Source organism: Xanthomonas euvesicatoria pv. euvesicatoria, from assembly GCF_020880415.1.
Classification (GTDB): Bacteria; Pseudomonadota; Gammaproteobacteria; order Xanthomonadales; family Xanthomonadaceae; genus Xanthomonas; species Xanthomonas euvesicatoria.
The window spans coordinates 15,669-27,662 of sequence record NZ_JAJIUJ010000047.1 but is presented as its reverse complement, the minus strand read 5'-3'; the positions used below and the strand labels follow the sequence as shown (position 1 = coordinate 27,662).

At 65.4% G+C, this 11,994-nt stretch carries 8 protein-coding genes; 4 read left to right on the top strand and 4 right to left on the bottom strand.

Annotation, left to right across the window (positions count from 1 at the left end):
• Window positions 1-67 precede the first annotated feature (67 nt).
• The gene (locus LN450_RS08195) at window positions 68-1,903 is read left to right on the top strand and encodes a glycoside hydrolase family 35 protein (RefSeq protein ID WP_041855079.1); all 1,836 of its coding nucleotides are present in this window, start codon (window positions 68-70) and stop codon (window positions 1,901-1,903) included.
• Window positions 1,904-1,949: 46 nt separating this feature from the next.
• On the opposite strand, the gene xopK is transcribed toward LN450_RS08195, so the two are convergent.
• Entirely contained in the window at window positions 1,950-4,616 is a 2,667-nt protein-coding gene (gene xopK, locus LN450_RS08190) for a type III secretion system effector XopK (RefSeq protein ID WP_267475376.1), read from the bottom strand.
• A gap of 497 nt (window positions 4,617-5,113) precedes the next feature.
• Between xopK and LN450_RS08185 the strand changes: the two genes are divergently transcribed.
• A complete protein-coding gene (locus LN450_RS08185; protein WP_008572048.1) occupies window positions 5,114-5,314 on the top strand; it encodes a hypothetical protein in 201 nt (66 codons plus the stop codon).
• A 57-nt stretch (window positions 5,315-5,371) separates the two neighbouring features.
• On the opposite strand, the gene LN450_RS08180 is transcribed toward LN450_RS08185, so the two are convergent.
• Window positions 5,372-5,701 carry a RebB family R body protein gene (locus tag LN450_RS08180; RefSeq protein ID WP_011348231.1) on the bottom strand — a complete coding sequence of 110 codons (330 nt, stop codon included), beginning with the start codon at window positions 5,699-5,701 and terminating at the stop codon, window positions 5,372-5,374.
• A 393-nt stretch (window positions 5,702-6,094) separates the two neighbouring features.
• Here LN450_RS08180 and LN450_RS08175 point away from each other — a divergent pair, with 393 nt between their 5' ends.
• Window positions 6,095-7,255, top strand: a complete 1,161-nt coding sequence (locus tag LN450_RS08175) for a sialidase family protein (RefSeq protein ID WP_011348233.1) — start codon at window positions 6,095-6,097, stop codon at window positions 7,253-7,255.
• Between the two features lie 385 nt (window positions 7,256-7,640).
• Window positions 7,641-9,323, top strand: coding sequence for a type III secretion system leucine-rich repeat domain-containing effector XopL (gene xopL, locus LN450_RS08170; RefSeq protein WP_039417552.1), 1,683 nt, complete (start codon window positions 7,641-7,643; stop codon window positions 9,321-9,323).
• A 101-nt stretch (window positions 9,324-9,424) separates the two neighbouring features.
• Here the strand turns inward: xopL and LN450_RS08165 are convergent, their stop codons facing one another.
• Together LN450_RS08165 and LN450_RS08160 are read right to left on the bottom strand one after the other, a co-directional pair.
• Window positions 9,425-10,156: a copper homeostasis protein CutC gene (locus LN450_RS08165; protein ID WP_011348235.1), complete on the bottom strand. Its 732-nt coding sequence runs from the start codon at window positions 10,154-10,156 to the stop codon at window positions 9,425-9,427.
• Window positions 10,153-11,217, bottom strand: coding sequence for a glycosylasparaginase (locus tag LN450_RS08160; protein ID WP_011348236.1), 1,065 nt, complete (start codon window positions 11,215-11,217; stop codon window positions 10,153-10,155). The genes LN450_RS08165 and LN450_RS08160 overlap by 4 nt, the downstream gene beginning before the upstream one ends.
• Between the last annotated feature and the right edge of the window lie 777 nt (window positions 11,218-11,994).

The following is an 11,994-nucleotide window of genomic DNA, read 5'->3' as shown; positions in this document are numbered from 1 at the left end:
GGGCAGAACGCAAACACCGCCGCCTGCCATCCACCCGCACCACCGGCCCACCTACATCGAGACCTCCATGCTGCGTACCACTCTTGCTCCCCTGGTTCTGGCCCTGGCGCTCGCGCTACCCGCCGCCGCTACCACACCCAAGCCCTGGCCCGCCTTCGGCATGCAGGGCACGCAATTCGTGCGCGACGGCAAGCCGTACCAGCTGCTCTCCGGCGCCATCCATTTCCAGCGCATTCCGCGCGCCTACTGGAAAGACCGCCTGCAAAAAGCGCGTGCCCTGGGCTTGAACACCGTAGAAACCTACGTGTTCTGGAATCTGGTGGAACCGCAGCAAGGCCAGTTCGATTTTTCCGGCAACAACGATGTGGCCGCGTTCGTGCGCGAAGCCGCCGCGCAGGGCCTCAACGTCATCCTGCGGCCCGGCCCTTACGCCTGTGCGGAGTGGGAAGCCGGCGGCTACCCGGCCTGGTTGTTCGGCAAGGGCAATATTCGCGTCCGCAGCCGCGATCCGCGCTTTCTCGCCGCCAGCCAGTCCTATCTGGATGCGTTGGCCAAACAGGTGCAGCCGCTGCTCAACCATAACGGCGGGCCGATCATCGCCGTGCAGGTCGAGAACGAATACGGCTCCTACGCCGACGATCACGCCTACATGGCCGACAACCGCGCCATGTACGTCAAGGCTGGCTTCGACAAGGCCTTGCTGTTCACCTCCGATGGCGCCGACATGCTCGCCAACGGCACCTTGCCAGACACCCTGGCGGTGGTGAACTTCGCACCCGGCGAGGCCAAGAGCGCATTCGACAAACTGATCAAGTTCCGCCCCGATCAACCGCGCATGGTTGGCGAATACTGGGCCGGGTGGTTCGACCACTGGGGCAAGCCGCATGCCGCCACCGATGCCAGGCAACAGGCCGAGGAGTTCGAGTGGATCCTGCGCCAGGGCCACTCGGCCAATCTCTACATGTTCATCGGCGGCACCAGTTTCGGCTTCATGAATGGCGCCAATTTCCAGAACAATCCCAGCGACCATTACGCGCCGCAGACCACCAGTTACGACTACGACGCCATCCTCGACGAAGCCGGCCACCCCACGCCCAAATTCGCGTTGATGCGCGATGCCATCGCCCGCGTGACCGGCGTGCAACCGCCCGCATTACCGGCACCGATCGCCACCGCCACGCTGCCGGCCACGCCGCTGCGCGAATCGGCCTCGCTCTGGGACAACCTGCCCGCGCCGATCGCCATCGACACCCCGCAGCCGATGGAACAGTTCGGCCAGGATTATGGCTACATCCTCTACCGCACCACGGTCACTGGCCCGCGCAAGGGCCCGCTGTATCTGGGCGACGTGCGCGATGTGGCACGCGTGTACGTGGATCAACGGCCGGTCGGCAGCGTTGAGCGGCGTTTGCAGCAGGTGTCGCTCGAGGTGGAGATTCCTGCAGGCCAGCACACCCTGGATGTGCTGGTCGAAAACAGCGGCCGCATCAATTACGGCACGCGCATGGCCGACGGCCGCGCCGGGCTGGTGGACCCGGTGCTACTGGACAACCAGCAGCTCACCGGCTGGCAGGCCTTCCCGCTGCCGATGCGCACGCCCGACAGCATCCGCGGCTGGACCCGCAAGGCAGTGCAAGGCCCGGCGTTTCACCGCGGCGCCCTGCGCATCGGCACGCCGACCGACACCTATCTGGACATGCGCGCCTTCGGCAAGGGCTTTGCCTGGGCCAACGGCGTCAACCTGGGCCGCCACTGGAACATCGGCCCGCAGACCGCGCTGTATTTCCCCGCGCCGTTCCAGCGCAAGGGTGACAACACGGTGGTGGTCTTCGACCTGGACGATGTCGCCACCCCCAGCGTGCGCGGCCTGAAGCAGCAGGTATGGCTCACGCCGAAAGAGTGAGTCTTGCAAGGCGGCTGCAGACGCGTGCTCGCTCGCACAGCCGCCATCAGGCCGTGGACGCAGGGGCCACGGCAGCCGCCTGTTCGCGGATGCGTGCTGCCTGGACTTCGGTCGCCAGCAGCGTGCCGCGCACATGGGTGGTGTGCTGACGGGCCTGTTTCATGCAGAACCGGGCGAACCCTGCAACGCCTTCTTGCGGCACGATCGCGTTCGAGGTCAGCACCCGGATCAGGCGCTGCTGCAAACCGGGCATCCTGGCGGCGGCGCGCGCCTGGCTTCGCACATCTGGGCTCGCCAGTTCCCGCTCGGCCATCTCCAGTTCCTGCAGCATCAGGCTGATCGCGCGCTGCTGGGTGGCGTCGCGCGTGCGCACCTGGTGCAATTGCGCCAGTAAACGTTCCGAAGCCTGATCGACCGTCGCCACCGGCGTTTGGTCATGAGAATGCGGATCATCGTGCACGTCGGGCTGCGGAAGGTCCGCCTGCGCGCTGAGCTTGGCGTCGAGATACTTTTTCTGCAGTTCGAGGCAGCATTGCATGTAGGCAATCTGCGACTTCACCGAGCCGGGCGTTTGCAGCCACTGCGCAAGCGCGGTTTCGGTCAGCACCGCGCTGTGCTTGGCATGGCTGCGCATCGCCTTGCCTCGCGCCTCCTGCGGCTTGCCGGTCAATACCGCGCGTCCATAGTTCGCTGCAGCGCGCAGGGCTGCATTGATGCGCCGGCCCAGCGGCGCCGCAGGTGCCGGTCGACCCGAGCCCTTGCCCTGATCCGTCGAGCGCGGCTTGGCCGGATGCAATTTCTGCAGGTCGTCGGCACCGGCCTGCACAAACGCGTCCAGCGCCTTTTCCTGCCCGTCGATGCACGCGTAGAGCGCGCTCCGCAACTCGAATCCATGGTGGGGCACCACGTCATCTGCTGCTGTTGCGCCCGACCTGTCGGCAGTCGAAGCGGCGGGTTCCGGCATTGCCGGTTGCGCATCACCTGCGGCAGAGGCGCCTTGGCGATGCTTCGCCTCCAGGCCGGGATCGGGTTCTGCAACGATATCGTCTTCATCGCTCGCCTCCGCTTCCTCCGCCACTGGCGTCAGTGCAACGTCCACCGCGGTTGGCGGCAACTGGTCGGCGACGTTGGGCGCTTCCCGGGATGGCGCACCCTCCGCCTCGCGTGCAGGCAACAGATCCGCCACCGCCAGCAGCGCGCGATCGACGCCGGGCATGTCCTCGGTCTGGTACCTGCGATAGCGCTTCTGCTTGCCGTGCGCCAGCAGGAACTGATGGCTGCCGACGCCCATCGTGGCCGCACCGAGCAGGCCTGCGCCGATGATCAGGCCGGTGCCCACCGGGGCGGCCACCGTGGCGCCGGCAACAACGGCCGCGCTGACGCCGACCTTGGTCAACGTACTGGCGGTGTAGGTGACTCCACCCACGACAAAGCCCTTGTTCCACTGGTTGAACCGATGCGCAAAGCGGTCGTACTTGCCCAACTTGGTGTTCACAAAGTGCTGGTAGCGCTGTGCGCCAAGACTGAGTTCACCAGGTTCGAGATCTTGCAGGAAGCGCTGGACCCTGCCGACATCCACGGCAACACGCGTCCTTTCCCGACGCGACTGGTGCAGGAAGGTGCCCCCCAATGCGGTGGCCGCCACGCTCGCCAACGGCGCGAGCACGAAGCTGCCGGCGATGCCCGCCGCAGAGGCCGCACCTGCGGCCGCGGCACTGTGGCCCACCAGGCCCGCCGCATTTGCGCTCTTGCTGGCGATTGCCAGCCCGCCCTGAATGCCGAGTTCGCTCGCTGCCTTGGTGAAGATCACCCCAGCCGAGGCCATGGAGGTTGCGGCAATGGCGCCGTCCCGCGTATTTCGCCGCTGCAGGTAGGCGTTGGTCTCGATCGCCTCGCCCAGTGCATGCGCGTAAGCATTTGCAGCGCCTGCCGGCGCTGTCGTGCCCAAGGCGGATTGCAGTGTCGCCTGCTCCGCGCGCAGGCGGCGTTCCTGCTGCCGCAAGTGCGTGCGTTGCTCGGCAACTTCGCGGGTTTCCTTGTACGCAGCATAGATCGCAAGACTCGACAGCGGCAGCATCGCGCCGCTGATGCCCAGGCTCATCGCCAGATCGAATGTGCCTGCCGGCGCGCCTTCCTCGGCAAGGGCGTGCAGGACGCCGTCCTCCGCTGCATGCCCAACCACGTGCGGATCCGCCGGATGCCCGGCGTCGGCGTGTGGCCCATGGTGCCCTTCAGGCGTCGGCGCATGCGGGGCATCTGCAGCGTGCGGCTGTGCGGGATGTGCGCTCTGCGGTGGGTGTGGCAGGTGGTGGCCATCCGGTGCCGCTGCATGCTCGGCCGGTGAGTGCTCGGGTGGATGCGCCGAGTCCCCAGCGTCCGCGGACTGCTCAGGTTCGCCGCGGCGGGGAATGTCGTTGATCAATTCGGCCGTTTTGTCCGCGGTTCCATGCAAGGGGTCGGCCACGTACTTGGCGACCACGAAGACGTCATAGGCGGTCTCCGCTTCGGCAACCCGGGCATTGGCATCTCCGTGGTGCGCTTGTCGCTCGCTCTCATCGCGGCGTGTGCGTCTGCGCAGTGGCCGGGTCTGCAGCACTTTCAACCCAAGTGGCCAACCCTGTCGATCTTGCGGCGATTCCGCTGCGGGCGGCGTTTCAACGGCCGCAGAATCGCCTGTGACAAGGTGCTGTGCAGTGGATCGTTGGACACGCATGAGCAAACTCCAACCGGTGCGAAGCGGCGATGGTGCGCCTGTCCTCTCCAGCCAGTCTTGTTGCGACGAATACGCGATTCCGTAAACGAACTCTCCGGCCCAACCACGCGTGGCGCGATTTATCCCGGAGAAAGCCGGCCATTGGGTAGCTCCACGCCGGATGGGCAAGATGTAAGACGTCGCACCGATGGGCTGGCGGAGTTGGCACTGCGCCACACAGGCGCGGGCACGGATGCTGCTGTCGAGCCGCCGCGTTCTTGCACAACGCCCCCGGCCCGGTTGCGCAATCAGAAATAACCGCCGGAACAGTTTTCTGCCGATGGCGCTTTAGACCTGGCCGCAGCCGCCGTTATCAGAACGTCCGGTGCCGCTGCGCCGCCCGCATACCGTCGAGGTATCGGACGGCACAGATTCCAGGCAATATCACCGGCTGACTCCGTTACGGATGCGCTTGCTTGCGACGTAGACGGCTTGATTGCAGGTTCCAGGAGCGTTGCATGTCGTCGTCCACCGTTGCACAAGAGTCCGTTCCCGCCGTTGCCGAGCACACCCAGAACGCCTTCGCCGAGCAGATCCACAGCAAGCCCATGGGCAGTGCCGAAGCCGCACACCTGATGACGTTCCTGTGCCAGACCGAATCGGCCAAGAAGCCGCAAACGCTGCTGCCGCCGCAAGCGCGCGACGAGAACGCGGCCTGAGCGAGGTATTTGCACAGGCAAGCATGGCGACAGCCGTGACGCTGTCGCCATGGGCGGTTACTTTGCAGTGTCGAACGAGGTGAGCACGGTGAGCAGACTGTTCAGAGTGTCTGCGGCACCGCCTTGCGCAACGTTCTCGACATCTGCCGCGCAAGCGCCGGTATCGACACCGTAGGTCTGCATCACGCCTTGGTTGTTGGCCGCCTGCGCCAAGGGGGTTTGCTGCTGTTGTGCAGCGAGGGCATTCTGAAACAGGATGCCGGCCGAATGGGCCACGCTTTGGTAAATCGAACCCATCGCAAACGCTGGCGCTTCGCCAACGACCTTGACGTTGGCCTGGGTGACGGCATCGGTGATCTGCGGATTGACTGCGGTTGGAAAAGCCATCAATGCACTCCTGAGTGAATGGATGCACGGCGGTCTGCGTTGTACCGGCCCAGCGGCGCTAACAACGCATCGCGGTCATGTCACCGCAACGCCCCGCTGACAAACCGCTACACCACGCTCGCGATGCCATCCCGATAGCGGCCGGCCCGCGCGCAACTCGACCCTCGCATCGCCACGCTTCAGCGCACGTCGCAACATCAGTGTGATCGTGCGCGCGTGCGCATAGTCGCGTCCAGCCAGGCCAAGCGCCACCAGCCAGTAGAGGCCGACGCAGAGCGGCCACATCGCTGTACGTCTGGCAGTGCAATTCGACCAAGCCGCCCGAAGGACGGACCACGTGGTATTTAAGAGATAATAAAAAGGTCTTTCAAACTCGCACAGGACCGGACCACGATGCATCCGCCACGCCTGCTGAGCCGCCTCGTTGCGAGCCTTGCTGCAAGCCTGGGTGTAGTTGCTGCCCAAGCCCAATCGCCTGCGTCGCCGCCCTCGCCGATCGTGCTCAGCGAGTTCATCGCCGACCGGGCTCCTACCCCGCAAGCACACGCGTCCACCTTGCTGGAAACGCGCGATGGTCGCCTGTTGGCCGCCTGGTTCGGCGGCGAGCACGAAGGTGCGGCCGATGTCGGCATCTGGCTGGCTCAGCGCGGCCCGCAGCAATGGCAGACACCACGCCGCATTGCCGATGGCGCGCACGCAGGCGTCGATGGCGTTGCAGTGCCGGCCTGGAATCCGGTGTTATTCCAATCGACCACCGGGCCGGTGCAGCTGTACTACAAGCTCGGACCCAATCCGCGCCAATGGTGGGGGCTGCGTCTGCTTTCCACCGACGATGGCGCGCACTGGTCGCCACCGCAGCGGTTGCCCGACGGCATTCTCGGGCCGATCAAGAACAAGCCGGTGCAATTGCCGAACGGCCGCATCCTGGCGCCCAGCAGCAGCGAAGACCGCGGCTGGCGCGCCCACCTGGAATGGAGCGACGACGACGGCGCGCACTGGCAACGCGGCATGCCGCTCAACGATGCGAAGGCGATCGGTGCGATCCAGCCCAGCCTGCTGCTATATCCGGATGGCCGTCTGCAGGCGTTGGGCCGCAGCCAGCAAAACAAGCTTTTCAGCACGTTCTCGCTCGATGGCGGCCTGCATTGGCAGCCCATGCACTTGCTGGACGTGGAAAACCCGAACTCGGGCACCGACGCGGTGATGCTGCGCGACGGCCGTGCGTTACTGGTCTACAACCCCGCCATTGCCGGCAAGGATTGGTGGGACGGCCGCGGTACGCTGGCCGTTGCCGTCTCCAACGATGGCGTGCACTGGCAACGCGTGCTGACGCTGGAAGACAGCGCCCATGATGAATTTTCTTATCCGGCTGTGATCCAGACCCGCGATGGGTTGGTGCATGTCAGCTACACCTGGAAGCGGCGACGGATCAAGCATGTGGTGCTCGATCCCACGCGGTTCGGCGCATGCAGCACCTGCCAGGCGCCCGCCCCCGCAACGCTGTCTGAGCGCTGCACAACGGCATGCGGCCACGCGGCTGATCCTTCGTCATGATGACGATGGCTTCGCCCTTCGGGATTCGCCCATCGCGTTGCGTGCCAATCATCGTCGTTGAGCGACAGCCAAGACGAGGAATGCGATGCGACGCGTCGATCAACCACGCCCGCCGGGCACGCCTTTCGGACTGCGGGAGCAGACTACGTCCAATGCGGATGCGCCCGCGCGCACTGCCCCACCCGCACACCCCGCGCCCGAGCGCCCTACCGGCATGCTCGGCGGACTGACCAGATATGTGCCTGGCGATCGGTCCGGGCGACCGCCAGCAATGCCTGCCGCTGCCGAGACCTCTCGCCGGCCAACCACCTCCGCCCGCCCGCTTCCCTACGGCGGATCCGGCAGCGCCGCGCGGATGAACGAGGCGGCTGGACATCCTTTGCGGATGCCGCAATTGCCACAGCTCAGCGACATAGAACGCGCTCGCTTCCACTCCGTCACCACCGACTCGCAACACTTGCGGCCGGTGCGCCCCCGTATGCCACCGCCCGTGGGCGCTTCACCCTTACGGCGCTCCACAGCGCTGCGCCCGTACCACGACGTGCTGTCGCAATGGCAACGCCACTACAACGCAGATCGCAATCGCTGGCACAGCGCATGGCGCCAGGCCAACAGCAACAACCCGCAGATCGAGACTCGCACAGGCCGGGCGCTGAAGGCGACAGCCGACCTGCTGGAGGACGCAACCCAACCGGGCCGGGTCGCGCTGGAGCTGCGCTCAGTTCCGCTGCCGCAATTTCCCGACCAGGCATTCCGTCTTTCGCATCTGCAGCACATGACGATCGACGCGGCAGGGTTGATGGAGCTCCCGGACACCATGCAGCAATTTGCGGGCCTGGAAACACTCACGCTCGCACGCAATCCGCTTCGCGCGCTACCGGCATCCATCGCAAGCCTCAACCGATTACGCGAGCTCTCCATCCGCGCCTGCCCGGAATTGACGGAACTTCCCGAACCCCTGGCAAGCACCGATGCATCCGGCGAGCACCAGGGCTTGGTCAACCTGCAGAGCCTACGGCTGGAATGGACCGGGATCAGATCGCTTCCGGCGTCCATCGCCAACCTGCAAAATCTGAAAAGCCTGAAGATACGCAACTCGCCGCTGTCCGCCCTTGGCCCGGCCATCCATCACCTGCCAAAGTTGGAGGAGCTTGATTTGCGGGGCTGTACCGCGCTGCGCAACTATCCGCCGATTTTCGGCGGCCGTGCGCCACTGAAGCGACTGATTCTGAAAGACTGCAGCAACCTGCTCACGCTGCCACTGGACATTCACCGCCTGACGCAGCTGGAAAAACTCGATCTGCGAGGTTGCGTCAACCTTTCCAGACTGCCCTCGTTGATCGCCCAATTACCTGCCAATTGCATCATCCTGGTGCCGCCGCATCTCCAAGCGCAGCTCGACCAGCATCGTCCAGTTGCGCGCCCCGCCGAACCAGGGCGGACCGGACCGACCACCCCAGCTCTCTCGCCCTCTGCTGCCGGCGACCGCGCCGGGCCATCCTCTTCGGCGACCGCCAGCGAACTGCTTCTTACCGCTGCGCTCGAACGCATCGAAGACACCGCACAGGCCATGCTGAGCACGGTCATCGATGAAGAAAGAAATCCCTTTCTGGAAGGTGCTCCATCCTATCTCCCAGGAAAACGCCCTACCGATGTCACCACCTTCGGCCAAGTTCCGGCATTGCGGGACATGCTGGCAGAAAGCAGGGATCTTGAGTTCCTGCAACGGGTAAGCGACATGGCAGGCCCATCCCCCAGAATCGAAGACCCGAGCGAGGAAGGCCTCGCCCGCCACTACACGAACGTCAGCAACTGGAAGGCGCAGAAGAGCGCACACCTGGGCATCGTCGATCATCTCGGGCAGTTCGTTTATCACGAAGGAAGCCCGCTCGACGTAGCGACATTGGCCAAGGCAGTGCAGATGTGGAAGACCCGTGAGCTGATCGTCCACGCACACCCGCAAGACCGCGCGCGCTTTCCCGAGCTCGCTGTGCACATTCCCGAGCAGGTCAGCGACGACTCTGATAGCGAACAGCAGACAAGCCCGGAACCTTCAGGCCATCAGTAGAGAGCCAACGCGACAGGCGCAGCAGCCCATCGAGCATCGCCCTCAGCGTGCCTGCGCAACGCGGGCAGCGCCTCCCTGGCGAACGGGGCGTTGCGCGCGTTTCACGCCTGTTGCAACGCGTCTACCATCCGTTGTACCCGCGCGGTATCGGTCCGTTGGTAGTCGCCGCCCAGATCGCGGATATACGGGTGCGGCGACGGCACCTGGGCGGCGATCACGCCACGCGCCGACGCATGGAATTCGTGGGCGCCGGTGTGCTGCCGCAGGGTGCGGATGTTGTGCTCGGAAAGCCCGGCACCGGGCATGATGCCGATGCGCCCGGCTGCCTGCCGCACCAACGCGGCAATGGTGTCGACTCCCTCCAGCGCACTCGCACGTGCACCCGAGGTCAGCACCCGCTCGCACCCCAGCGCGATCGCATCCTCCAGCACACGCGACGGATCGGCACTGACATCGATCGCACGATGAAACGTCACCCCCAACGACCCTGCTGCCTGCATCAACACGCGCATTGTCGCCAGATCGACCTGCCCATGCCGGTCCAGCGCGCCAAGGACCACGCCATCGCAACCAAGCCGCACGCACTGCTCCACATCGCGGCGCATCACCTCGACTTCTGCAGCGTCGAACACGAAGTCGCCCACGCGCGGACGAATCAGCACATACAACGGAATCCGCAAACGCTCGCGCACCACCGCCAACGTGCCGAACGATGGTGTCAGCCCACCGCCATCCAGCCCGCCGCACAGCTCCACGCGCATTGCACCGCCTGCTTGCGCGGCCAATGCCGAGGCCACCGAATCGGCAGCCACCTCCAACCCGAACGCGCTCATGCCGCCGGCTCGCTGGTGTAATGGCTCTGCCCAGGCACCAGCAGATCCTGCCGCTGCGCGTCGCACACCGCGTAACTGAAGCCCTTCTGGATCGCGAACGCACCCACTTCGCCGCGCTTGTTCATTGCCAGAAAGCCGACCTGCAATGTGCGCGTCAGCTCCGGCTTGCGACGGATCAGCCGCATCACCACCTCGCGGCAGGCATCGGCCGGCGACTTGCCCTGCCGCATCATTTCCACCACCGCAAAACTGCCGACGTTGCGGATCACCTCCTCGCCCACACCAGTCGAGGTCGCACCGCCCACTTCGTTGTCCACGTACAGGCCCGCACCAATGATCGGGCTGTCGCCCACGCGGCCGTGCATTTTCCACGCCATGCCGCTGGTGGTGCATGCACCGGATAGATTGCCGTGCGTATCCAGCGCCAGCATGCCGATGGTGTCGTGATTGTCCTTGCCGCCGGGCAACTTGGCATCGCGCCAGGCACGATTTTCGACATTGGCTTCTGGCGAATACTTGGAAGTCTTCAACCACTCTTTCCAGGCCGCTTCGGAGCTTGGGGTCAACAGCTTAGTTTTCGGAAACCCCTGTTCGAAGGCGAATTGACGCGCACCATCGCCTACCAACATCACGTGCGGCGTTTTCTCCATCACCGCACGCGCCACCGAAATGGCGTGCACCACGTCTTCCAGCGATGCCACCGCGCCGCAATTGCCCAGGTGGTCCATGATGCAGGCGTCCAGGGTGACCCGGCCATCGCGGTCCGGATAACCGCCCAGGCCGACGGTGGGATTGCTCGGGTCCGCTTCCGGCACTCGCACGCCGGCCTCCACCGCATCCAGCGCAAGACCGCCGCTGCTGAGAATCTTCCAGGCTTCCTGATTGGCGGCAACGCCAAAATCCCAGGTGGAAATCACCCGCGCCGCTCCACGCGGCAGCGCCGTCGGCCGCGCGCCCGGCGTGGCGCCTGCCGCGGCTTGCGCGCGGGCGCCCCAGCCGGCCAACCCGGACGCAATCGCGCCCAGCGTGGCGCTCTTGAGGAAGTGACGACGTTGAAGCATGCGGATGACTCCATGACGGAAACGGGCGGCCGCGCAGTGCGGTACCAGCCTTCCATCATGCGACAGCATGACGTGCGGATAAACCTTCTTGCGGTGTTGTCGCATGCGGATCCGTGCACAACCCTTGCTTGGCTGGGCTAACCCTGTCTCGGCCGCTGCGCATCCGATGCATGGATGTGGCTGGCGGCAAGCGACGGACGATGCGATGCGCAGCCACGCTTGGCTCGGGGCTGGACCAACGGACGAGCCAGCCTGGGCCTTCCCCTTCGTCGCCCAGCATCCGCGCTTCGCGCCAGCTCCGTCGGAGCGAGAGGCTCCCTGTCGTCAGACGGTTGGGAGTGAGGTCCGGCGGCACCGCCGCAGCCCAGGCATGGCCGGCAAAAAAAGTTTTCCGACCGGTTAACCCCATTCGCCGCACTCGCCCGTTTCACTGACAGAGGCGCAGTGCACGGCGACCTCGGGCTGTCCGGTTGTCCATCCATCCCACCTCGCCACGCAAAGGATTCCCATGTCACGTCACAGCCTGATTGCGCTCGCCTTGTTGCTGGGCGCCTGCTCGCACGAACCCACTGCACCGCCGCACGAACCATCACGCAGCGAGTCCGCACCACCACCCGCGACAGCGCAGCCACCGCAGCCAGCTAACCAGACCGACGCGCTCCCTGAAGTCAGGCCGCAAGCGCAGCTCGCAGCACCTGCCCCCGCGCATGCACTGCAAGCGCCATCGGCGCCTAGCCCGCCGTCGCCCCCCATCGAAGCGATGCCGGCCCCGGTCAG

What these genes read in the sequence shown, in the direction of transcription:
- LN450_RS08195 (WP_041855079.1), top strand. Translation starts at nt 68, where the DNA reads ATGCTGCGTACCACTCTTGCTCCCCTGGTTCTGGCCCTGGCGCTCGCG.
- xopK (WP_267475376.1), bottom strand. Translation starts at nt 4,616, where the DNA reads ATGCGTGTCCAACGATCCACTGCACAGCACCTTGTCACAGGCGATTCT.
- LN450_RS08185 (WP_008572048.1), top strand. Translation starts at nt 5,114, where the DNA reads ATGTCGTCGTCCACCGTTGCACAAGAGTCCGTTCCCGCCGTTGCCGAG.
- LN450_RS08180 (WP_011348231.1), bottom strand. Translation starts at nt 5,701, where the DNA reads ATGGCTTTTCCAACCGCAGTCAATCCGCAGATCACCGATGCCGTCACC.
- LN450_RS08175 (WP_011348233.1), top strand. Translation starts at nt 6,095, where the DNA reads ATGCATCCGCCACGCCTGCTGAGCCGCCTCGTTGCGAGCCTTGCTGCA.
- xopL (WP_039417552.1), top strand. Translation starts at nt 7,641, where the DNA reads ATGCCGCAATTGCCACAGCTCAGCGACATAGAACGCGCTCGCTTCCAC.
- LN450_RS08165 (WP_011348235.1), bottom strand. Translation starts at nt 10,156, where the DNA reads ATGAGCGCGTTCGGGTTGGAGGTGGCTGCCGATTCGGTGGCCTCGGCA.
- LN450_RS08160 (WP_011348236.1), bottom strand. Translation starts at nt 11,217, where the DNA reads ATGCTTCAACGTCGTCACTTCCTCAAGAGCGCCACGCTGGGCGCGATT.